The organism is Cyclobacterium sp. L-R (genome assembly GCF_056859355.1).
Genome location: NZ_JBSXOH010000084.1, coordinates 129,327 through 154,408, shown reverse-complemented (window position 1 = coordinate 154,408; position 25,082 = coordinate 129,327). Strand labels below are relative to the sequence as shown.

At 38.6% G+C, this 25,082-nt stretch carries 16 protein-coding genes; 5 read left to right on the top strand and 11 right to left on the bottom strand.

Features of this window, described 5'->3' with window-relative positions; all coding sequences use genetic code 11:
- The first annotated feature begins 29 nt into the window (after window positions 1-29).
- Together AC13EX_RS16420 and AC13EX_RS16415 are read left to right on the top strand one after the other, a co-directional pair.
- A complete protein-coding gene (locus AC13EX_RS16420) occupies window positions 30-911 on the top strand; it encodes a pirin family protein (protein ID WP_482893512.1) in 882 nt (293 codons plus the stop codon).
- Window positions 912-1,323: 412 nt separating this feature from the next.
- Window positions 1,324-1,965, top strand: coding sequence for a carbonic anhydrase (locus AC13EX_RS16415; RefSeq protein ID WP_048643874.1), 642 nt, complete (start codon window positions 1,324-1,326; stop codon window positions 1,963-1,965).
- Window positions 1,966-2,037: 72 nt separating this feature from the next.
- On the opposite strand, the gene AC13EX_RS16410 is transcribed toward AC13EX_RS16415, so the two are convergent.
- The gene (locus tag AC13EX_RS16410) at window positions 2,038-2,457 is read right to left on the bottom strand and encodes a phosphoribosyltransferase (protein ID WP_482893510.1); all 420 of its coding nucleotides are present in this window, start codon (window positions 2,455-2,457) and stop codon (window positions 2,038-2,040) included.
- 518 nt (window positions 2,458-2,975) lie between these two features.
- On the opposite strand from AC13EX_RS16410, the gene AC13EX_RS16405 reads away from it, so the two are divergent.
- From AC13EX_RS16405 to AC13EX_RS16395, 3 genes are all read left to right on the top strand, one after another.
- Window positions 2,976-4,496, top strand: coding sequence for a GH3 family acyl-acid amido synthetase (locus tag AC13EX_RS16405; RefSeq protein ID WP_482893509.1), 1,521 nt, complete (start codon window positions 2,976-2,978; stop codon window positions 4,494-4,496).
- Window positions 4,497-4,599: 103 nt separating this feature from the next.
- A complete protein-coding gene (locus AC13EX_RS16400) occupies window positions 4,600-5,835 on the top strand; it encodes an MFS transporter (protein ID WP_084011947.1) in 1,236 nt (411 codons plus the stop codon).
- Window positions 5,836-5,864: 29 nt separating this feature from the next.
- Window positions 5,865-6,650 carry a hypothetical protein gene (locus tag AC13EX_RS16395; protein ID WP_482893508.1) on the top strand — a complete coding sequence of 262 codons (786 nt, stop codon included), beginning with the start codon at window positions 5,865-5,867 and terminating at the stop codon, window positions 6,648-6,650.
- A 204-nt stretch (window positions 6,651-6,854) separates the two neighbouring features.
- Here the strand turns inward: AC13EX_RS16395 and AC13EX_RS16390 are convergent, their stop codons facing one another.
- The 10 genes from AC13EX_RS16390 to AC13EX_RS16345 all read right to left on the bottom strand — a co-directional run bounded on the left by AC13EX_RS16390 (window position 6,855) and on the right by AC13EX_RS16345 (window position 24,937).
- On the bottom strand, window positions 6,855-7,904 hold the full coding sequence (locus AC13EX_RS16390; protein WP_482893507.1) for a glycoside hydrolase family 113: 1,050 nt from the start codon (window positions 7,902-7,904) through the stop codon (window positions 6,855-6,857).
- A complete protein-coding gene (locus AC13EX_RS16385; protein ID WP_482893506.1) occupies window positions 7,891-9,369 on the bottom strand; it encodes a BCCT family transporter in 1,479 nt (492 codons plus the stop codon). The genes AC13EX_RS16390 and AC13EX_RS16385 overlap by 14 nt, the downstream gene beginning before the upstream one ends.
- Before the next feature lie 807 nt (window positions 9,370-10,176).
- The gene (locus tag AC13EX_RS16380; protein ID WP_482893505.1) at window positions 10,177-11,763 is read right to left on the bottom strand and encodes a glucoamylase family protein; all 1,587 of its coding nucleotides are present in this window, start codon (window positions 11,761-11,763) and stop codon (window positions 10,177-10,179) included.
- Between the two features lie 38 nt (window positions 11,764-11,801).
- Entirely contained in the window at window positions 11,802-13,769 is a 1,968-nt protein-coding gene (locus AC13EX_RS16375; RefSeq protein ID WP_482893504.1) for a glucoamylase family protein, read from the bottom strand.
- Window positions 13,770-13,826: 57 nt separating this feature from the next.
- Window positions 13,827-14,912 (bottom strand): LamG domain-containing protein, encoded by a 1,086-nt coding sequence (locus AC13EX_RS16370; RefSeq protein WP_339717455.1) that lies wholly within the window; start codon window positions 14,910-14,912, stop codon window positions 13,827-13,829.
- 23 nt (window positions 14,913-14,935) lie between these two features.
- Complete coding sequence (locus tag AC13EX_RS16365) at window positions 14,936-16,477, bottom strand: RagB/SusD family nutrient uptake outer membrane protein (protein WP_482893503.1); 1,542 nt, start codon at window positions 16,475-16,477, stop codon at window positions 14,936-14,938.
- A gap of 13 nt (window positions 16,478-16,490) precedes the next feature.
- Window positions 16,491-19,580 carry a SusC/RagA family TonB-linked outer membrane protein gene (locus AC13EX_RS16360; RefSeq protein ID WP_482893502.1) on the bottom strand — a complete coding sequence of 1,030 codons (3,090 nt, stop codon included), beginning with the start codon at window positions 19,578-19,580 and terminating at the stop codon, window positions 16,491-16,493.
- A 500-nt stretch (window positions 19,581-20,080) separates the two neighbouring features.
- On the bottom strand, window positions 20,081-21,967 hold the full coding sequence (locus AC13EX_RS16355) for a 7TM diverse intracellular signaling domain-containing protein (protein ID WP_482893501.1): 1,887 nt from the start codon (window positions 21,965-21,967) through the stop codon (window positions 20,081-20,083).
- A 664-nt stretch (window positions 21,968-22,631) separates the two neighbouring features.
- Window positions 22,632-24,059, bottom strand: coding sequence for a BNR-4 repeat-containing protein (locus AC13EX_RS16350; RefSeq protein ID WP_482893500.1), 1,428 nt, complete (start codon window positions 24,057-24,059; stop codon window positions 22,632-22,634).
- Between the two features lie 500 nt (window positions 24,060-24,559).
- Window positions 24,560-24,937: a response regulator gene (locus AC13EX_RS16345; RefSeq protein WP_482893499.1), complete on the bottom strand. Its 378-nt coding sequence runs from the start codon at window positions 24,935-24,937 to the stop codon at window positions 24,560-24,562.
- Window positions 24,938-25,082 lie beyond the last annotated feature (145 nt).

Sequence of the window (25,082 nt, the reverse complement as noted above, 5' to 3'; positions counted from 1 at the left end):
TGAATTAGTAGTGATTTCAAATTTAATCTATGTCAAATCTATCATTGATTATCGAAGAAAGGGCAGCTTCTATCGGAAGTTTTTTGGTAGGGAGATTATTACCTTTTGCACAGAAAAGAGCAGTAGGCCCATTTGTATTTATCGACCATATGGGGCCTGTGCAATTGGATAAAGGGCAAAACCTGGATGTACCACCACATCCACATATAGGACTTTCTACCCTCACCTTTTTATTTGAAGGGTCTATATTGCATAAAGACAGTTTGGGTACCTCCGTAGAGGTCAAACCAGGTGAAGTGAATTGGATGACCGCAGGAAAGGGTGTAGTCCATTCGGAAAGAACCCCAGATTACCTTAGAAAAGTGGACAAAAAGCTTCATGGATTGCAAATATGGGTAGCTCTACCGAAAAATCTGGAACAAATGCCTCCCTCCTTTTCACATATCTCCGCAGATGAGATTCCTGCATGGGAGCAAGATGGTGTCCAAATGAAATTGATCGCTGGCAAATCTTTTGGCAGGAAATCACCTGTACCCACCTATAGTGATTTGTACTTTTTAGAGATAAAGAGCAGTAAAGAAACTACATTGAATATTGGAGATGATTTATTTGGGGAAAGTGCACTATATATCCTAAGTGGGGAGATAAGTTCCGAAGGGAATACCTACGGACCTAAACAATTATTGGTAGCAAAGGATAGTAAAATATGCACTTTTACTATAGGGGAAAATACCACCGTTTACCTTTTTGGCGGCGAACCTTTTCCTGAAGAACGATTCATTGAATGGAACTTTGTCTCGTCAGACAAGGAATTAATCAAAGCAGCCAAATTAAAATGGCTTAACCAAACTTTCCCGAAAGTATCAGGTGAAACAGATTTTGTTCCTCTTCCTCAAAAAGGCAAATTCTAGTTTTAGGCTTGTCTCATCAATTCCCGTAAATTCAAAGGATAATTGAATGAAGACTACTGAATAGACAACTATCCACTCTGAAAAGCAATTTGTAAATAGTAGTTTGCTAGCACAAAGATTACAGGTATATTTGAACCCGGATTATGTAATAGAATTTCTCCGCCCTGACAATGGTCAGGGGTGAAGCCTGTCCCGTGTTTACGGGAAGTGTTGCAATCACAAGACAATCAGGATGTTTGGAGATTTTAGCATAGCACCGCTATGGTGAAATTGAAAACAGCAACGAAGTGACTGATTTTAAAGCGATTTCAGCATGTAATAGAATGTCCATTGCATATTTCGGGTTGATGGTTGTGCACCTTGATATTAATTATTCACTAAGGTTGTAAGGTAGGCGATAAAAGGTAACACTATGGAATATAAGCGACTATTGGAGAATAACAGGGTTTGGGTTCAGAAAAAATTGGCCCAAGACAAAGATTTTTTTGAAAAGCTTTCCAAAGGTCAAACGCCTAAGCACCTTTTTATTGGTTGTAGTGACAGCAGGGTTACAGCAGAAGAACTTTTAGGGGCTGATGCTGGGGAAGTATTTGTACACAGAAACATCGCCAATTTAGTTCCTAATAATGACAATAATTCAGCCTCGGTAATAGAGTATGCTGTGGGCCACCTAGAAGTGCGACATATAATTGTCTGCGGTCATTACTTGTGCGGGGGAATAGCTGCCGCTCTGGAATCAAAAGACTTAGGTATATTAAATCCCTGGTTAAGAAATATTAGGGATGTATATCGTTTACATTTTCAAGAGTTAAATTTAATTACGAATGAGCGGGAGCGATACAATCGACTTGTCGAATTGAATGTTCAGGAACAATGCATAAATGTGATAAAAATGGCTGTATGGCAAAAGAGCTTCCTAAAAAATGGAGGTCCAATAATTCATGGAGTTGTTTTTGATATCAAAACAGGCAATTTGATAGACTTAAATATAGATATTAATAAAATATTGAAAGAAGTCCGAAATATATATGACTTGGGAACGGAACTGCTTTAAAGTGTAAAGCTACTCAAAATGCTACCTATCCTAATAGGCTTAAGTAGTCCTCTACCCTATCTTCCAACTCCTTTACTTTTTTTCAGTAGTCCAAGGTAATTTTACTGCGGATTTTACTTTGGGAAACAAAACATAGTCCGCCTCACCAAAAAGAACCATACTGTATACCTTATCTGCTTTGACATTGTCTCTGATAAACTGAATGGTTTTGCCTGTTATAGAAATATCATCCACAATTAGAATCCGGTGATGCCCGAAAAAATCCCAGGCAGCACTGTTTTCAATTTCTGCTGTAGATACAGAAAATTTCCCTCGCTTGTTCTTCTTACCTACAATAATTAATTTTAATTCAACGCCTAACTGATGAGCTATCATTGCCGCAGGTGACTTTGCTCCCTGAGAAATACCCAAAACCAAATCAATTTCAGGAAAATCAAATCCATACATTGCCTCACTAATGGCACCAAATGAAATATCTAAAGAAGGTTCCATAATTTAACTTTAAACTGTCAGAAAAATTTAAATTTCATTTGACCCTGAAATTTTCAAAAGTAACATTATTTCTGGTTGAATTCATTTCTAATCCTGTCATAAAAATCAGGATGTTCCTTACACCCAACTAAAAAACAAATTTTTAAACTAATTAACAATTTTAATTAGTTGAATTTTTCGCTTAAAAAAACAATTGGAACTAAGTAAAAAAATAAATTATTTACCCTGTAACCCAACTCAATTTTAGACAAACCTGCATTCAGGTTATCTTTCTTAATTAAAATAAAAATTAATTCATATATAGCCATAACCTATTATTTTATTGCCTCTATAATGAGAGGCATAAAGTCAAACAATGGCAATAATTAAATCACCTTTTCAAACTACATCATTACGTAAACATAATTAAACTTTATTTAAAAGACTAAATTTCAATAACTTAAACACATATTTTTAAATGGTCTGATAATTGCTACTTTCACAACGAAATAAAACAACCATAAATAATAGAAAACCTTATGCCCGTAATTGGTGAACTCATAAAAAAAGCCATTGAACTTGGCGGTAAATTAAATTCAGAAAATAGCCCAGAAAAAGACCAGGAAAAGGTTTTAACCCAATTGTTGGAAACGGCTAAAGACACCGCTTTTGGAAAATACTATGGATTTAAAAACATCCTCGATGCTGAGGATATACCTAAGGCTTTTCAAAACAAAGTCCCCTATCATGATTATGATAAAATCTACAATGAATGGTGGAAAAAAATAAGGGAAGGGCATGAAGACATTACCTGGCCAGGAATTAACAAATATTTTGCAGTCAGTTCAGGAACAACCAGCAATAGCAAATATATCCCTGTGACGGAGGACATGGTTGATGCCATAAGAAAAACAGGTATTCAACAGGTAGTAAGCTTATCCAAATATGATTTACCTCCTGACTTTTTTGAAAGACAAATCATGATGTTGGGAAGTTCTACAGCACTTCAGCAGCAGGATGGTTTTTTACAAGGTGAAATAAGTGGTATCAGCGCCAATCAAATCCCTTTCTGGTTTCAAAGCTTCTATAAACCAGGGCCCGAAATCTCAGCCATTGAAGACTGGGATGAAAGAATCGAAGAGATTGCAAAAAATGCTAAAGATTGGGACATTGGAAGTATATCTGGTATTCCATCATGGATAGAGTTGATGATGAAAAGAGTGATCTCCTACCATGGAGTCTCTTCTATTCATGACATCTGGCCCAACCTCTCCGTTTATACTCCCGGTGGTGTAGCCTTTGAGCCTCACAGAAAAAGCTTTGAGAAAAATCTTGCTCACCCATTGATTTATATAGACACTTATCTTGCTTCGGAAGGTTTTCTGGCTTTTCAGAACCGTCCCGATACAGATGCAATGGCCTTGGTTTTAGACAATGGTGTGTACTTTGAATTTGTGCCTTTTGAGCCTGAAAACATAGATGAAAATGGGGCTGTAAATGCCGATGCCAAAGCATTGGGGATTGCTGAAGTAGAAGAAAATAAAGATTATATTCTAATGATTTCTACTGTTGCCGGCACATGGCGGTACATGATTGGAGATACGATAGCATTTACCAATAAGGAGCGTTCAGAAATACGCATAACAGGGAGAACCAAATTTTTTCTCAATGTAGTAGGAAGCCAATTGGGTGTTCACCAAATGGACAAGGCAATGGAAGCATTACAGGAAAAATTCAATCTAGCAATTCCTGAATACACCGTGGCGGCTATTGAAGAAAATGATGAATATCTCCATCGCTGGTACTTGGGTAAAGACTCAGGAGATGCCGATGAAGCTGCTGTTAAAGATTTTTTGGATGCTTTCCTTCGAGAGAACAATAAGAATTATAATGTAGCCAGAAACAAAGCTTTAAAAAGCATTGATGTAAAAATTGTGCCTGTATCGACCTTCATTGCCTACAATGAAAAACAGAAAAAGAAGGGTGGTCAAGTCAAATTTCCACGAGTCATGAAAGCGGAACCTTTTGGTAAATGGGAGGATTTCGTAAAAAGCATTTAACAATATCATAGTGGATGAAACCAAACAAGCCTTTTTTTGATTGTAAATGATCAAAGACATCAATTGTCATGTTTGATTAGTAATCATTTTTTCATCCCTAGCAATGTTAATTTTCAAATCACTGTCTTCATCAAATTACCGGTATTTCTTTACCGGACAGGCATTTTCAAACCTGGGAAATATGATGAAGCAGGTAGTGGTAGGCTGGTTGGTGTATAGCCTTACCGGCTCTGCCCTACTTTTAGGTGTGGTGTCCTTTTCAAGGGAGATTTCAGCTTTTCTTATTTCTATCTTTGCAGGAGTATTTGCAGACAAGTATAACAAGCACAAGTTGCTGATGGTCTGCCAAACAATCATTGCCATCAATGCTACAGCCTTGGCTGTATTCACCATTTCAGGCAATATAAATTTCACCCTAATACTCAGCTTAGAAATTATTTTTGGGCTGATAAGTGGGCTAGAAATGCCTTCAAGGCATGCTTTTGTCAACGATCTGGTTGAAGACAAGGCCTACCTAACCAATGCCATAGCATTGAACTCTTCGCTTTTCAATACTGCCCGAATAGTAGGCCCTGCCCTTGCAGGAATTTTAATTCCTTTAATAGGTGAAGGGTATTGTTTTCTACTTTACGCTATAGCGAGTTTTAGCGTGGTAGTGTTTTTCGCCTTTATTAAGTACCGACCTGCGCCGAAAGAATTTCCTAAACAGAATTTCAAAAATGCATTTGCAGAAGGCGCAAGGTTTGCCTTTAAAACAAAACACCTGCGTTTTATAATGTTGTTTGTTGCTGCCATCACCTTAATTGGCATGTCCTATATGGTCATTCTACCCGTCTATGCTGCAGAGATATTTGATGGGGATGCGGTGATTTTCGGGTACATGACAAGTGCTGTTGGCCTAGGTTCTTTGGTAGGTGCATTTTTTGTTGGAACAAAAAATAACATTTTAGGATTGGATAAGTTAATACTCATAGGCACCATAATATTTGGTTTGGGACTGGCGGTGTTTTCCTTCAGTTCAATATTATGGCTCTCATTACTAGCACTTTTGGCTACAGGTCTGGGAAGGGTAATCATTTTTACCGGATCCAACACTTTGATTCAATCCATTTCACCTGAGGAGAAAAGGGGAAGGGTCTTAAGCTTCTATATCATGCTGTTTATGGGTTCACTTTCCTTGGGCAGCTTTGTAATTGGATTTGTAACTGACGGCATTGGTGGTCCATTGACACTGGCTTTTGGAAGTTTAGGCGTGCTCCTTTTAGCTGCTTATTATGCCAAGAGCCTCCCTTTGTTTAGAAAAAGAACCTATAGGGCTATCAAAAAATCTGAACTATAATAAACCTTACAACCTAACCCAAGAACAAAATGAAACCACTACCTCTTCTATTAACTAATACCCTCACTTTTATTTTTACTTTATTCATTAATTACCTGGGAGGCTCCGGAAATTATTTTGGTAATTCAGTAGGTGACATCAGCGACGATTTCACCACCTTGATTACACCGGCAGGGTACGCTTTCTCCATTTGGGGCTTGATCTATTTGGCTTTGATTGCTTACTTGATTTACCAATGGATTGGTTATTATAAAAATCAAAACGACCTATCATTAACCCCTTCAGGTATTTGGTTTATCGTAGCCAATTTGAGCAATGCCCTTTGGATATATGTGTGGGTCAATGAACAAATACTCCTCTCTGTAGTGGTGATTCTAGTATTATTATTCTCATTGATTCAATTGGTTATTAGACTAAGATTGGAAACCTATGATGCACCTTTGAAAACCATCTTTTTTGTCTGGTGGCCCATTTGCCTTTATACTGGTTGGGTCATTTTGGCTACGGTTTTGACCCTATCTGTAGGAATCAAAAATACAGGGATATTAGATGACATTTGGACAGAAACAGGTTGGGCAGCTTTGGTAATTATCGTGGCCACTTCTATCTATGCCTTGTTAACCTATTATAGAAATATGCGGGAAGCTGCATTGGTAGGTGCCTGGGGCATAACAGCAATTGCTGCCAAGCAATGGGAATTAAATGATACGCTCAGTATTGTAGCGGTCGTAATGGTAGGTGTATTGGTTGTTATCGTTGCCTTCCATGGCTTCATCAATCGAAAAACTTCTATCCCCGCTAAAATGACTGACTGAGTATTTTAGCCAATAATTAAACCCGAAATATGCAATAGACATTCTATTACGTGCTGAAATCGCTTTAAAACCAGCCACTTCGTTGCTGTTTTCAATTTCACCAAAGCGGTGCTATGCTAAAATCTCCAAACAGCCTGATTTTCTTGCGATTGCAACACTCATCACGAATCCTATTACATAATCCGGGTTAAAGATCTTCTCGATCTATATTTTGGCATCAAGAAAATACTTCTTCATTATTTTCTCGGCCATTTTATTTTGAGGAGTGAAATCAGGTTCACGTACCCTGGGTTCAGGATACCATTTCCAAAAATACACCCCTTGCATCCAAGGTTTATCCCAGACAGCTTCAAAGAAAGCCTCATAACACAAGGCTTGGACTTCCTCCGAAAGGGTAGCTTTTCGCCTTTCACTGGGCCAAACCCATGGAGAATGTGCAGCATCTTCTGTATTGCAATAGCCTATTTCAGTGAATATCACCGGCTTTTGGTAGGTGATATTCGTTTTTTCTATTTCAGGAATCACTTTTTCCCAACCTTTAATTAATTGAGATAAATCAGGAGCATTTTGATGGTCAACCAATGGGAAATAGGCCTGAATACCAATATAATCCAAAGCATCCCAAAAATTAACCTTTTGGTATTCTGTGAAATTGGCAGCATAGGTAAGCTTTCCATTATAAACCTCACGTATGGCTTGTATTATCTCCCTCCACTTTTTTTCTTTATGACTGGCCTTTTCCAATTCAGTACCTATGCATAAAATAGGGATACCTTGCTTTTCAGCTATTCGAGCGTAATAAAGAATAAAGTCTTTATAATTGTCAAACCACAAGTTCCAGTCCTTCTCATTGCTCATGGCTATTTCCCCGGGCCAAGATCCCCGCACCCAAATATGAGGCTTCAAGATATTGGTAAGCCCCAAGGAACTGGCTGTATCAGAAGTGGAAATTAACCCATTGCTACTTTCCCCCCACCATGATTTTTTACGGTCCTTTTCCCAACTTAATTCTGGAGCAGTAACCGACTTCTGCCAGCCAAATGGGGTTTGTGAAAGGTGGCTAACCCCTAAATTTTGCAAAGTGCGCAATTCCCCTCCTTGAAGTGGGTCCCTACTTCCTACCCAACAAACCCCTTTGTGTTTCACCCCTTCATAACTGGCCAATTTTTTATTGCTTTCACATGACAGGCATAGAAAAATCCCTAAAAGGAGACTTAGGGTTAAATACCAATTTTTCAGATTAAATTGCATCATGCTTATTTCTTTTTATCAAGATAAATATAAAACTACCAATCATCAAAAGATAAACCCAACTAAAAGGCAATGCAATCAAAATAAGCAATTGACTAACAGCCTGTAACAGTTCTTCTTTTCCAATAAATAGGGTTGCAATTGTAAATAAGGACAATATCAAACCCCAGCCCAATAAATGTTGTTTGTCTGGCTCCATATTCCCTCTGTCTGCAAACATGCCTAGAACATAAATGGCAGAATCCAATGAGGTAATCAGGAAGGTAAAAACCAAGATAAAAGCCAATATTTTCATAACAGCAGCAAATGAAAAACTGTCAAAGAAAACAAAGATGGATCCATACAAAGAATCGTATTGACCGCTGTAGTTTTCAGGGTTTCCTATCAATTCAAAGACCGAGGTTCCAAACACTGTGAACCAGAGAAATGTACCTAGTGAGGGCACCAAAATGACCCCAAATATAAAAGCCCTAAATGTTCTACCCTTTGAAATACGTGCAATAAACACCCCGGTAAATGGTGCCCAGGAAAGCCAGAAGGCCCAATAAAAAAAGGTCCAATCCATTAAGAATTCCTGGGAAACACTTTTGCTTCCATAATTGATGCTCATGGGCAAAAAATCATACGCATAGGCAGCTATAGAAGATAAAAAACTACCCATAATTCCTACAATATCACCTGAAAACAAGGTGGCCAATAGTAGGAAGATTGCCACACTTATATTAAAGCGGGATAAATTTTGAATTCCTTTACTCAGCCCTGAAAATGCGGAAATCGTAGCCAATCCGCCAAGCAGTAGTACTGCCAAGGCATTGTTGAAATAGTTGATTTCTACCTCTACAAATAGCTTTTGAAAACCAACCAGTAATTGCCTACTGCCTAATCCTACAGCGCCTACCACACCAAATAAGGTACTGATAATGGTAATTACATCTACAATTACGATCAATAAAGGCCTATTGTATCTACCTACCAGAAGCGAGGAACTTAACATGGCTCTCCCCTTCCCGTAAACCAGGTAGCCAATCATCAAGCCAAACAGACCATAAAAGGCCCAAGGAGTCAAGCCCCAATGAAAAAACGTGTACTCCAAAGCGAAAACCTCTCCTGATAAGTCTGTTGATCTAGGTGGATTGGTGAAATAATAGACAGGTTCCTGTACGGCCCTTAGCATTAGCCCTGCTCCCATGCCCGTACTATAAAGCATGGCTACCCAGGAAAACCCATTGTAAGCCACGGGACCTTCACCCAATTTAATTTTTCCCCAGGGAGAAATGGCGATGCCTATCAATAGCATCACCATAAATAGACCTAAGACCAAATAATAATTCCCGAATAAGCTTAAAGTAGATGCGGAAGCAATTGCCAATTGTTCCCTGATCCCCACAGGGAAGCTAAAGGCCAAAACCAAAAAAAATAAGCAAATGGACAATGCGATTATAAAGGTCGGTTGGCGATAAAAGGTCACGATAGTAGGTATATATTTTTTTCAATTTAACCATAAATAAAGCGTTTATCCAAAAATTAATTTATGTTCAATTTTATCTTCCTAAGCACCGAATTTTCTTCCATCACTCAGGCTAACAAAAGGTAGGTGGTCGGAAGCATCTGGAAGGAAAAAAGGCAGGAGGAAAAAATAGTAAGAAGTATTGGAATCAATTGAAATTCATCTTTGACCGGACCAAATCATACTCAGAATGGGTAAAATGGTTATATTGATTAATGTGGAATGAATGCCACCCTTTCAGGGCTCAGGATTTAAAATTTTCACCTATTTCCACAGGGCTGACACCCTGTGCTAAGTTACTATGCCCTTTCAGGGCTAAAATGAAAAAAACATCAGGATAATAAATGCATTTTCAACTAAAAACCCAAAGTGGTTAAACAGCAACTCCAACCAATCAATCCCGGCCCTGAAAGGGTCAGATATAATAGCACAGGGTGAAGCCCTGTGTGAAAAATCAGTATTGCAACCTAAGCCCTGCAGGGGCGAAATATTTTAGCAATTTGGAATTTATCTGTGATGAATACCAAATTTTCATGGCACAGAATTTAAATTTTCACCTATTTCCACATGGCTGACACCCTGTGCTAATTTACTATGCCCTTGCAGTGCTAAAATGAAAAAATAACAGGATTACAAGTTCATTTTCAACTAAAAATTTAATGCGGTTAAACAGCTATTCGTAAGTCCTGAAAAAGCAAAATCCCTCCGCCGTGACGGAGGGATTTTGTAACGTTTGAATTAGCGGATACGTTTTCACAATTTAATCAATTACTCCTCAGAAATGGTAAAACCCAGCTTTTCTAATCCCTCTTGAACCTCTGGTGCAGCCATAAATAGCTCCCACCCAAGGCCTGTTCTGTAGTTTTCAATCATCGCAACAATTGGCCCCTGATCAATGGCCAAATACCGCTGTGGATACCAATCTTTTTCCGGGCTTAGGGCATCATAGAAACCATAACGCCCAAAAACATTTTCCCCATAATTGTAATACAAATTCTTTATCACCGCCATGCTTTCTTCAGGCGTATAAGGAATAGAAGACAATGCAGCTGTGGGAGAAATCACCCCCAGATCATTTCCTGGCTTATGGGCAGCATATCCTGTTACGGTATAGCTTGCCGTCAAGCCCCAAAGGTCTTCTCCATAGCCTTTAAATCCTTGTTCATTATTTACACACCATTGCCTGTTAATCAAAGTATGGTTTCGGTTATGCTCCCAATAGTTGGCGTATTGGTCTTTTAAGCCCTTAGGATTTAGGCCTAAATAAGAGTAATGAGACCAAAATAAGGGGCCTCCAAACTCAGGTGAGCCATTGTGTTTCAAAGGAAGGTCATGTCCATAGGCCGAAGTGTCATTTACAATCCCACCATCCCTGGCCCAACCTTTATGGTAAACACTTGCAGGTACGCTGAAAGTCGGGGACGAAGCGGCCAAAACATACGTAATCATGCACTCATCATACCCCTTGATCCCAAAATTCTTTTGCCAACCAAAATTTGGTGACCAATGCCAATATAGAATATCCTGACCACCTTGGGTGTACCAGTTCCACTCCATAGAATTCCATAATTCATCAATCTTTTGGGCAAGCTGCTTTTCTCGTTCAGTCCCATTATTATAGTATTCTCTCACGGCCAATAAACCCTGCATTAAGAAGGCTGACTCTACTAAATCTCCTCCATCATCATCATTTCCAAAAGGCTTAACTTTTCCACTCTCCCCATGAATCCAATGCGGCCAAACCCCATGAAACCTATCAGCCTTTTCAAGAAAATCAACTATACGCTCAAAACGTGCTATCCCTTCTTCCTTGCTCACCCAATTTCTTTCTATTCCAGCCAACAGGCCAAAAATACCAAAACCAGTTCCTCCCGTGGTCACTACATTTTGATCATTCTGTGGGTAGTTGCCATCCATATGAACTCGTTCTCTTGCCATTCCTGAATTGGGTTCTGCACCTTCCCAAAAATACCGAAATGTGTAATATTGAACCATATCTAGCAGTTCTTCGTCCGTCATTGATCGGGTAGCTACTGTGACTTCACCCAAGCTTTCAGTACCTTTATTTAATTGTGCTTCCACCTTGTAGGAAAGTTCTAGCTCAGTCCCCAGGTCGTTCACAAAATCCATGTAAATAGTATCCTTCACGTTTGCTCTTTCTGTATAGCTATTGTCCTCTTTTTTTACAAAAACAGCATAGCTCTTAGCCCCTTCAACAGGCTCCCATTGCAATTCAACATGTCGGTCATATCCCTTTACAATTATCCTCTTGGATGGTTCGGGATTGTTGTTACAACTTGAAATAAGGAGCAACACTCCTATTCCAAAAATCCATAAGTTTAATGTCCTGTTCATTTGATATCTCTTTTATATTGACGCTATTAATCAATTTTTTAATAACTAAACCCCAATTTATCCAGGCCGGCTTGTACCTGCTGGTTTTGCATAAAATGTTCCCATAACAATCCAGTCCGTTGATTTTCTATCATGATTACAATAGGCCCCTGATCAATGGCAAGATAACTGTCTGAAATCCAGTCCTCAGTGAGGTTAAATGCATCGTAAAAACCATATTCTCCCCATAACCTGTCTCCCAAACCATAATAATACAATTCAAGTGCATCCATAGAAGCTTCGGGTGTGTAGGGCATGGATGACAATGCAGCAGTAGGAGAAATAACTCCCTTGTCATTGGTGGGAGAATGCGCGGAATACCCTTCTTGGTTATCACTGGCTGTCAGCCCCCACATAACTGGCCCATACCCAACATAGCCCAAACTGTTTTGCTCGCTATAGACTTGGTGAATTAGGCTATGGTTTACATTTTGAGTCCAGTAGTTGGCGTATTGATCCTTTAAGTTTCTGGGATCCATACCCAAAAACGAATAATGCGCGTAAAACAAGGGGCCTCCCATTGCAACGCCTAAAGGCAATTCCATCCCAAAATAACTGTTCCCATTCATTATTCCTCCATCTCTTGCCCAGCCCTTATGGTACACCTCTGCGGCTATGGGATGGGTAGGGGATGAAGCTGCCAAAACATATACAATAAGGGCTTCATTGTATCCGGAAACGGGTAAATTCATATCCCATTCATTGTTTGGAGACCAGTGCCAGAACAATTTGTTTTGACCTCCTCTCGTATACCAATCCCACTCTACTTCCTCCCATAAAGCATTTATATCCTCAATGATTTCATTCTCCGTAGCATTAGAAAGATCCAGGTATTCTTTAACAGTTAATAGCCCCTGAATGAGCAGGGCTGTCTCAACAAGATCTCCCCCATCGTCTTTGGGACTGAAAGGAATCACTTTCCCAGTATTGCCATTTAACCAATGAGGCCATACACCATGAAACCTATCTGCTTTTGATAAAAATTCCACCACTTTTGCCCACCTTTCCACACCTTCACTTCTACTTATAAATCCTCTTTCTATTCCAACAATAATGGCCATCATTCCAAAGCCGGTTCCACCAGTGGTTACCAGGTCCCCTGAAGTATTTCTTTCTCTTACCAATCCACTACTCGGGTGTGCAAAATCCCAGAAATACTTAAAGGTTTGCTCCTGAACAAGCGTTAATAAAGCAGCATCGGTGAGAAAAGGAAATTTATTAAGCTCAGTTTTGCCTGTAAAAAATTTAACAGTAAAATCCTCTAATTCTTCTGACACTGAAGAATTAGGGTCGGAGACTATAGAAAGGGTATGCTTTTTAAAATCATTAAGTAAACCTGTACTTTTGATTGTCCAAGTCTTCTCACTATCTCCTGCTTCCACTTTCACAAGAAGCGGATTCCCGTTCTCTGTTAGCTTTACCTGATCGGATGTAAGGTCGATAGCTTGGGAAAAAGTCATGGTTAAAGAAAAGTCTAGACTAGCCCCTACCCATCGGCGGTTACCAACCCATTCAGCCTCATCAATCTCGAAATTAAGCACCTTAATGGCCGCAGATAAGGTGGTAAATTCCACCTTATAACCGGAAAAGTAGGCACCATTTTTCCCTAATGAACCTTCTTTGACTGCTAAGGAATAGGCAGTGCCTTGTTTTAATAAGCCAATAGGTCGGAGGATTATTTCTCTATTTTGAGCTAAAAAATTAACATTAAAATTCACCAATTGACCGGATTCCTTCTCTTTGAGAATTATAAGGTCTTCAATATTGCTTTGCTCTATAGCAACAGAAAAAGTCAAAGAAATGCTTTCGTCTACAGCAACACCTGTATTTTGGCTAAAATCCTGAGCCAACATAATTTGACCGGCCGTTGCTTTGGTCAATTGAATATTGGGTGCCTCAGAATTTTCCTCCTGACAAGAAAATATCAAAATCAGGAAAAGGTAGGGTAGAATTAATTTTCGGTACATGCGGTAGAAAATAGAACGGCAGCCGTGATGGGTGGCTGCCGTTGAGCTATGATTTTCTTAATTGTTTTCTGCAGCCATAATAGCTTGAATCTCTTCCTGAGTCAAAACTTTATCAAAAATCCTCAGTTCATCCATCAAGCTGGAAGTGGATAAATGTCCCCATCCAGCAAATCGGGGAGCTCCAGAACCTACAGACAGCAAATCACATCCAGTCCAGTCAATCCCCGGAAAATTATTTTGACTAACAATTTCTCCATTGAGGTAAACTGTGGCTTGATCAGGTGAAATGGTGAAAGCGATATGGTTCCAACCTGAAATAGAAGGGTCAATATCTGCAGCACTTCCTCCATCAAACCAATTGTCACCGGAACCATTTCCCACATTGAGTTTTATCCGCTGTTTGCCTCCCGCATTTTCTCTAAACAACCTGAATCCTGAAGTTCTATTGTTCATTGCTGATGGATTGGCTTCATCAGGTGGCCCCATCACCAAAAGCCCTGCCCTATCGGGATTGGCATTCAGATTGTACCAGAACACCGCACTAAAAGAATCATTTTTTAATCCATCAGTAGGGAATTTTAGGTAGGAATCTGTTTTACCAGCATAAGCACTCCCCACCAATCCATTGGCGAATTCAGGTGCTCCTGCAATATCAGGGGTTTGTAGCCTTACCAGCTCCACATAGTCACCATCAAAGGGCGCATAGAAAACTTCACCCTCATAAATTGGCTGATAGGGTTCTGTCTTTTCGAAAGTCACTGATTTCGTAGCAGTTTTACCAGACATATCTGTGGCTATAACTTCAAGCACGTGCTGTCCATTGGTAAGGGTTTCAAAAGTATACTTTTTCAAAAACCTTCTGTAATCAATAAATTCGTTAAAACTGGCTATTTCTGTTCCATCCATATTTAATGAAACCTTTTCGATTTCGATATCATCCTCAATCGCAAAGTCAATATTGATAGCCGTAACATCTTCCACCACGCGGATTTGCGTACCTTCATTTGGGAAATTGATTTGGATTTCCGGCGCCACATTGTCTGTGCCAGGAGCTACAAAGGCGATATCATCAATATATCCATCGGTGCATGAGACGGCAATCAAGGCCATCAACATGATTAGTGTGAACCTTATATTTATCATCGGATTATATTTTAAATTTACCATTAGTTATTGTTAGCAGCGTTTTTGATTTGAGGCAAAATATCCTGCTGTTCTAAAGGATAAGGCAAGTATTTATCTGCCTCTGGTTCGTAAACTCTTCCTCCATAATTCAAGGCATCTGTTTGCTCGTGACGAATCAAATCGTAATAGCGGATTCCCCATTCCATTCCAAATTCTGCAAATTTCTCCTCCAACACAGCCTCAAGATTTACGCCACTCAGATTTCCTAGTCCTGCCCTATTTCTAACCTCGTTAACAGCTTCATCTGCCGAAATCACGCCTCCGCTTGCACCACTTACCAAAGCCTCGGCATGTATAAGCAATATCTCGGCATACCTGATACAAGTAAAGTTTTTATTTTCACCATAGGTAAATCTGCCCGGAGTAAGTTGGGTAGAGGGTAAATAATGCTTTCCACTTAGAAAATTATACCTAGGATGATCATTGAATACATCACCGTCCGCACTGCTATTGGTAACCCAATTGGGTAGAGTTGCATAATTGGGATCGGCTTGTATTTCGGCTATTCCTTCCGGAGTAAATAAAACAGAGGTGGACAATCTCTCTTGCTCGTTTCTATCCAGCATAAATTTCACATATTTAAGAGATGGTTCCCAAAAGCCCCATCCACCTCCGGCTCCGGAAACGGCAGGTGTCCAGTTGGAAGGGCCGAAAAAATCCCATAAATACCTTGTATTGGTACCACTCGCCTGACCAAAATCTGAATATTGCAGTTCTAAGATATTTTCGTCGTTAAGTTTACCGGGAATTTTAAAAAGCTGGTAGTAATCTGGCTCCAGGCTAAACAAGCCACTGCTAATGATTTCATCCGTTGCGTTTACCACCGCCTGGTAATTTTTCATTTCCAGATTTGCCAGTGCTTTAACTGCCAGTGCGGTATACCTTGTAACGCCGCCTTTCACTTTTGTCCTTTGATTGGGGTGAACACCCGGAAGGTCAGGGATGGCTTCATCCATCTGTTCGGAAATATGCTGCATCACTGCATCAAAATCTGAAAGGGGTACATTAAACAAGTGACTTGGTTCTGAAGAATTGGGAATCAACACTGCTCCCCATAGCCGGGCCAAATGCATCAATTCATAAGCCCTTAGCACTTTGATTTCAGCAATGTACTGACGGGTATCAGCTTCACTGGCCCCTGCATCCTGGTACTTTTGGATCTCCTCCATGGCACCATGCCAAAATAAAAGATCAGAATAGAGGTTGAGCCAGGTAGAATTGTACATCCAGAAATTTCTGTTGTATTGAAAATTATCCGTCTCTGTAAGTGGCACCTGATCTCCACCTGCATTGACATCATCACCCCGTACACTAATTAAAGGGAAGCTTTCCCACTGAAGTGAATAAAGCTCATTGTAGGCCCCATACAGCAACAGGTCCATATTTTGGAATTGCGTATAATCTGTGTTTTCAGCTATAAATTTATTTTCTAGCGGCTCATCAAGTAATCCTGTACAAGATTGTCCAGCCAGGCCAAAAATTAAAGCCAAAAACAAAACGATTCTATATTTATTGTTCTTCATCTTTGTTTCGAGTTTAAAGTTTGATGTTTAGGCCGATGGTGTAAACACCTGGTATGGGATAAACCTGACGGTCTATTCCATTGGCTACTTCGGGATTAAATCCATTGTAATTGAAAATTGTCAATGGCCTATCCGCTGTAAGTGTAACTCTGGTTTGGGGGAATTTCACTCCCAATATTTCCTTATCAGTAATGGAGTAGGTTAATTGGACATTTTGCAACCTAAAATAGCTTCCATCCTCGACAAAATAATTGCTTAAATTCTGGTTCCAACTTCTTCTCAAACCAGAAGCTGAAGGATATTTATTGGAAGTCCCCTCTCCTCTCCATAGGTTTTCGGCAAGTTCAGCATCTATATTTGTGTCATTGGTGAAAATAATTTCTCCCCTTTTTCTATTGAGAATACTATTGCCAACCTGACCTTGAATCAAAGCGGAAAATTCGAAATTTCGGTAATTAAAGCCAGCATTGAATCCATAAGAGTACTTTGGTAAGAATGAACCCAATACTACCCTGTCTTCATCATTAATAATCCCATCACCATTCTGATCCTTGAATTTCAAATCTCCGGCTTGTAAATTATTATCTGTAATGAATTGTGGTGTATATCCGTAATTGTTGATCTGCTCTTCGGTTTGAAATACCCCATCTGTTTCATAGCCAAAAAACGCCAGGTAAGGTTGCCCAACAATAGAACGTTGTCTGAATTCGGCTGAACCTGCATCTAAACTTTCCGGTCCACCCAATCCTAAAACTGTATTTTTGAGGGTGGCAATATTTCCACTGAGGTAATAGGAGAAATCCTGGGCAATATTGTCTTCCCAATTTAAAGACAATTCAAGTCCTTCATTTCTAATTTCACCTACACTTCTTCTTTCACTTGCTCTAATTACTGGAGGAATAATGCTTACTGCAAGGTTTCTTGTATCCCTGATAAAATAGTCTGCATCAAAAGACAGGCGCTCATTCAGGAATCTGGCATTCAAACCAATATTCCTCTCAACGGTAGTTTCCCAACGGTCAATCAAATCAAAAGTAGGATCCAATCGTCGTCCGATAATTAATACACCGTCATAAGCACCTCTGTTTTCCACCAACTCAGGCGCACCAACAGAGGAATTGATTCCATCATTACCCAATTGACCCCAGGATCCTCTTATCTTAAGGAAATCAATGGCTGGAACATTAAAAAAGGATTCTTCGGTAAGTACCCAACCTGCTCCAAATGTGGCGAAGTTGCCCCATTTTTGCTGAAATTTGTTGTTTCCGTCTTTCCTAAATGTTCCGTACAATAAGTAGCGGTCGTCATAATTGTAGGCTACTCTTGAGAAATAGGACTGATAAAACAACCTATTTCCGCCATCTCCTATTCCATTTAGATCAAAATCAGTGGCATTGGTTAGGTACCAAAACTGTTCCTCATCCCGCATTAGATCAGGGTTTAAGTTTTCACCTCTTGCAAATAAAACCTCATTGGTTTCACTCCTAAAAGATTGTCCTATTACAACTGTTAGGTTATGAAGATCAAAATTATCTTGATAGGTAAGGAAATTGTCCCAAATCTGGTCGTATCTGGAAAATGAATTTCTGCTCAAGGAAGATTGGCGCTCCTCTCTGCCATCACTGTAGGCAAAGCCAACATTTCTAGAATTGATGTTCTCCATACTGAAATTGTAGGAGGTTTTAAAGGTCAGGTTATTCGGTATTATTTCTATTTCGGAATAAAAATTACCCAACAGTTTGGAAACTTTGTTCCTATTGTCAGAATAAAGCAAGTTGTAAAATGGGTTTTGATTGCTTCTATATCCTAATTGCTGAGCATTGGACAAGCCATAAGGCCTTGCATCTACATTGGTATCATCATAAACAGGAAGAATAGGAACAGCAAAGTAAGACCTAAACCAAGCTCCATTGTCTCCATTATATTGCTCTGCGGTACTTAAATTCAAATTACCGCCTACTGTCATCCAATCCTTCACATCTGTATCAAGCTTGATTCTGAAATTCATTCGCTGATAACTGTTGCGTGTTTCTTTCATCAAACCCTCCTGATCAAAATAACTGGCACCAATTGAATACCTGGTTTTATTACTGCCTCCGTTAAAAGAAAGGTTGTGGTTTTGTATGGCAGCTGGTGCCATCATTTCACTATACCAATCTGTATTCACAGCAGGTAAGGATGGATCTATATAGCTTCTTCCATAACGTTGAATGGCATTTTGCACAAAGGCAATATCAGCAGCAGATCCGGTTTCATTGATGTATTGCACAAATTGTTGAGAATTTGCCATCTTCAATACATTTTGAGGGTTTTGAATGCCATAGTAACCGTCATAGACTATTTCAGGCTTTTGGTTGTATTCGCCACCTTTGGTCTCGATCACCACTACCCCATTGGCCGCCCGTACGCCATAAATGGCGGAAGCGGAAGCATCCTTCAATACAGAGATGGTTGCAATATCGTTAGGGCTTAGGAAATCAATATTGTCAAAAAACATTCCGTCAACAACGTACAGCGGAGCTCCTCCTCCCTCAAAGGAACCGATCCCTCTTACGCGGACTGTTGGTGATGCTCCTGGCGCTCCATTACTAACAATCTGCACCCCGGCAACTCTTCCTTGTAAGGATTGCATAGCCTGGGAATTAGGCGTCTTTATGATGTCATCAGATTTAATTGTGGTAATGGCAGAGGTAAGGTCCCGCTCTCTTTGGGTCCCATATCCAATAACTACCACCTCTTCTAATCCCTGCGCATCTTCTTTGAAATTAACATTAATTGTGCTTTGGTCACCGACCAATATCTCTTGGGTTTCAAAGCCGATAAATGAAAATACCAGTACAGATTGCCCCGAACTAACCTGTAATTCATAATTACCATCTATATTGGTAACAGTTCCATTTCCTGTGTTCTTTTCAAGAATATTAACCCCAGGAATGGATTCCCCAGATGGGTCCTTCACGGTGCCGCTCACCGTGAGTTGTTGTGCTTGCAATGTCGAGTTTTCGGAAAGCATAAGCCCTCCAAATAAAAGTGTCAGCAAAATTAATGAAAAAGGGATTTTGGGTTTTAAATTTCCTTTTTCAATAGTAAAGGGAATTTTCATAAGGTTTTGAGTTTAGGTAATTTTAATAGTTTATAGGTCAATCAAAGTCCTTTTGATTTGTAGGTTTGAAATTATGTTAAACAAATGGCTGAATATGAAAAAATGGCTAAAAACTTTAACTAAAACCCTAAAATCACCTTAAGATTTAATCAAAAAATATCACATTAATATCAGTTAAAAACACCCTAATTCAACACTATGGGGCAAATTGAAAAATTTTGTACCAGATGGATAGCAATAAAATTAGGACTGGTAATTACCGTGTTAAAAGTTGAAATTTTGGATTAATGAGCGGCTTATCTTAGCCAAGACTTTGAGCAAATTCACAAAGCAAATAACTCAAAAAAAACAGCAAATATGGAATTAAGGATTAAGGGCACTGCTAGGTGTTTACTCATCTAAATTCCAGAAATTAGTTTTAAAATATTTGGTAAAATCAGTTCCCTAGGGTTTTATGGCAAGGCTGGGAAAAACCAGTAATCCTTATAATATCATTCAAATTAATAATCAACCATTTCAAGTTGAACAATCTCCTCCCACCCAGGATCGGATTCTTCTGAATTGGCAATTCTTGTTTGAATTTTTTTTCTAAAAGCCCATATGGTATTTCTTCTTAAATCTAAAGTTGTAGCGAGCTGATCCAAGGTTAATTTTTCCTGGGTAATGTAAGAAGCATAGATAATATAGAAAGCTTTGTCAAGGGGGAATTTAACACCATGGAACACTGTCCCTGAGGTCACTGAATTAATGTAGCCGCATTTGGTACATCTACGGCTAAATACCTTAGGCGTCTTTCCATATTTACTATTGTCACAATGCCGGCAACGAAATCCCTCTCCCCATTTTAACTCTTCTAAATACCTATAGCAAGCTGAAGAATCAGGGAATATCTCTCTAAATTCTGAAAGAGTTAAAGATTTCTGGGTTAACCTTGCACGAAACGAAGCTCTTATAGAGCTTTTTAATTTCCAATTGTCTTTGTCCAGTAAAGCATTGATGCGCTTAATTTCTTCATCTTTTTCCTGTAGTTGGCTATTGTAAGTTTCCAACAATTTGTTTTTGGCCTGTAATTCGGCAGTCCTTGCACTCACTTTAGACTCCAACTCCTTATTAACCTTTTCCTTCAGGGAAATATTCTCCTTGTATTGTAATAGAGACCGTTTAAGGGCCTTGTCTCGGATTTCTTTCATCAACCTAATCCGATCTCCCAGGGCGAAGGACAACAGCACCATTTCAACTAAAAAAGCAAAATGAAGACTGTAATAAACGAGTGTATTGTGGGGTATTATGGCATAGTTTGCCAAAACCTTTATACTTATGCCAATAAATAAAACCCCATAGGCCATCACGAAAAATCTAGCGGCCTGGTATTTTTTAATTAACAAAAAAACAGAGGTGGATAATATTAGTAAAAAGGGTATACTATCAAAATAGGTAAGTTCAAAGTATTTATTGTCTACAAACAAACCCAAACAGAAAAGTCCGATTTTAACACTTAATGACAACCATAAGGAATAATGAAAGGCAATTGCCTTCCTTTTTGTATTTAGAAATCTTACAGTAAATAAAACAGCCCATAGAACAATTGAAAAGCTGAAAATGCCATTTACTACTGCATTCCATCCTGGGGAGTTTGGCCAAAAATATTGAAAACCAATACCATCCAAACTCATAGCATAAAAGGCTACACTTAAGAGGTAAAGTATATAATAGACATACTTCATTTCTTTAACTGCCAGAAAGATCAAAAAATTGTAAAAGGCAATAATCAATATCATTCCATAGAACAATCCGTAAAGAAAATATTCACTCAAGGCATAATGAACAAATCGGTTTAAAGACCTCAAGGCTATCCGAATATCTGCCTTTTGGGAGGAATTAATTTTAAAATAAAAGTTCGTAATTCCATCTTCATTATTGTCTAGAAGCAATTGGAAATTTTTATGATTAAAAAGTCTTTGGGAGAAGGGATTCTTGTCTCCCATTTCCTTTACTGTATATCCTCCAGTTCCATCAGGAATAAAGGCGGTAATATGATCTATACTTTGGTCATAAAACTCAAGTAACCATTTTTTTTTACTTTCTGGAGTATTATCAATGGAAAGCTTCACCCAATAGGTATAGTCGGTATTAAAATTATTTTTACTAAAATCCGATCTAATTTTAATAAACTGCTGAAACCTTTCTTTACTAATTTCTTTAAAAGTTAGCCTATTGGTGCTGTCTTCAAAAAATTCGAGTTGATTAATGGCATAAATTCTTTCATTCCAACCATCATCTATTTTTAAAGTGGCTGCACCAGAAATCCTTTGACCTAAACAAAGAGAATTTGAAATCAATATTAAGGTTACTATAGGCCAGACATGTCTTCTCAGTAAAGTATACATTCCAATCTTTTATGTAGATCATTGTACAATGAAAACAAACAACCACTTTCGGGGCTTAGTTATTAAAAACCAAAATGGGCAAAAACCATGCTTAATTTGTAATCAATCCAAATCATACTTCTGTGACTTCTTTCTTTGGGCCTGAATGGTTATAGATAATTACAAATTCTATAGAATATTAAGGCGTAGTTGCAAACTCACGCCTAGGCAAGGGTGACTGAGCGGAGAATCAATAATCTGAAAATAACTTATAAATATTGCACGAAGAGCCGCAGAGTCGCAAAGAAATTCAAGAATAAAAAAAACAATTCAAGGGTTACCTTTTCAATAAGAGGCATCCCTATTCCCTTTGCGTCTTAGCGCCTTTGCGAGAATCAATAATCTGTAAATAACTTATAAATATTGCTCGCAGAGCCGCAGAGTCGCAAAGAAATTCAAGAATAAAAAAAACAATCAAAGGGTAAGCCAAATTATTATCCCAAAACCTCTAAAATTAAGAATTTGAATTTCCATAGAATAGAAAGGAGTATTTGCAAACTACGCCTAGTCAAGGGTAGTTACAAATACTCCTTGTCGAAGCAAATTCTGGACAAAAAAATCCGGCAAACTAACAATAACTGTTAATTTGCCGGACCTATTAATTTTCTAAAGACCTAAATTAAGGTCAAAACCACCTGCTAATGATATTGGTTTTTACTCTTTTGGGTTTCTCCTGATCAGCGGTCATTTCATATGGGAGTTGCCAAACCTTTCCTTTACTGTCGCCAAAATAGAGCTGGCTTTTGCTAAAACTATTTGGGTCTCCATCTGCCCAAAAATACAGAAATGGATCTGTCCCATTCGAAACTCTTCTAATGTAATTGTGATTGCGCTTGCTACCCTTGGTTAGTTTCTTTGTCTTGGCCCAGGTTTTACCAGCATTTGTACTCTTCCACATTTCTACTTCTCCTCCTGCGCCATATAGTTGTGGTGAATCATTGGTCGGTCCTATAACCATCCAATTGTCTCCATCTATCCACAAGCTCCCCATGTCATAATTTTGATCTGACTGGGTGATTATATGGTCTTGCCACTGCCTACCATCCCAATGGACCACATGCCAGTTTCTAGGGCCATATTTAGGTCCTGGTTGGTGCCCTTCTCCTTCTACATACAAGGCAATGGGATTGCCTTTCGAATCAAAATTCACATCTTTAAGGTAAACATTGCGTTTTTGGCTAAAATATTCCTTTACCAATCCAGAAGTTGATGGATCCGTTACTGGTATTGATACAGTTTTGCCATTGATATCTGTCCAAGTTTTACCAAAGTCTTCTGTCTGATAATAATATAGGTTGGTTCTAAGGTCCACATTTCCATTTGGATGCCAATTGCAGAAAAACACAATCTTGCCCTCATGTTGGCCAGAGACTTGATAATGGCCACTATTTTTATCTTCAGGCCTTTTTATTCCTACGAGATGTTGGTCTTCAGACCATTCCTCACCATCACTGCTTGTTTCAAAGTACAACTGACGCACGCCAGTATATTTGGTGAATAAATTAAGAAATCCTTTGCCGGCAATGTACTTGGGTTGCGGATATGTCATTTCTTCCTCTGAAACCTGTTTAAAAGAAGCTGTGCTATAAGGCGATGTACTTTTATACTTGAAGCCCATCCTTTTTCTTCCTCTACCGCTTACAAACACCCATAGGTAACCTTCCTTATCAATTGCAAGACTTGGATTGTCATGTGGATCGTCCACACCTAATTTATCGTATACAATTACAGGTTTTGAAACCATGCCGGTGTTGTGATCAAACTCCCCTATCATACAGAGAAGGTATCTTTCATCTTCACTTTTAGTACCTCCATATACAAAGAAGGTACGGTTAACTTCAGGCGCATAAATGGCTAAGGGAATATGCTTAGCCGTATAGGTGCCTAAGCCTCCTGAATATTTATCACCAAATTCGGATTTTTGTCCAAGGGTAAACCATATTCCTTTGTATCCATCTACCGTAGGGTACTTTTCCTGGGCTAATAAACTGCTCGCAGAAAAACAAAAAAGTAATAAAAAACTAATTTTTAAATAGTTACAGAAAAGCTTCATAAGGGTTCTTTATTTGATGTCCCAAAAATATACATTATGCGCAAGTAAAGAAAGTAAAATAGTTTGTTAGCGATAAAAAATGGAACAGATTTCAACCTGTTAATCGAAATATGGATAAGAAAAAAAACAGAAAATAGGCAGGCTTTAACCCGGATTATGTAATAGGATTTCTCTGTCCTGACAATAGTCAGGAGTGAAGCCTGTCCCGTGTTTACGGGAAGTGTTGCAATCGCAAGAAAATCGAGACAATCTGTTTGGAGATTTTAGCATAGCACCGCTATGGTGAATTTGAAAACAGCAACGAAGTGGCTGATTTTGAAGCGATTTCAGCACGTAATAGAGTGTCTATTGCATATTTTGGGTTTAAGGTGTCCGATATAGGCTTGGCAAAAAAAAATGAAGATTTATCAAAAAACCTTCATCTTATCAAATTTTAATAACTAATGGTACTTCTAATACCTAATTATTCCCATTATTTCAAAGGATTAATCAGCTTTAAATTACAAATCAAATTTCAGCTTTAATCCACTAAAATCTTGTAAACTAAATGGTTTAACCCAAAAATCCACTATTCTATCGTAAGACTTTGCTTTAAACCGGTCTGCATCTTCTATGGAAGAAGTAATTATTATTACCTTTAAGCCAAAAGGTATATCCATACCTTCCAATTTATCTAAAACTTCCCAGCCTGACAATCCAGGCATATTAATATCAAGGAACATAAGGTAATTACTACCACTTTCTTTTTCCGAAAGAAATTCTATAACATCCTCACCATTATTAAATGAAATTACTTTATGAGAAATACCTGCTTTCTCCATCAATTTCTTTTGTAATAAAATAACGATTGGGTCATCGTCTACCAAAATTATTTCCACCTTCTACCTATTTACTTGTACAATTCAATTTTTACACCCAAAACCAGTCTTTAGCACATTACCTAAACCAGGTGCAAATCAAAATGATTATTTAATATACAGTTTTGTATATTTAAAATACATTTTTTCAAATGTAAATCAAGAT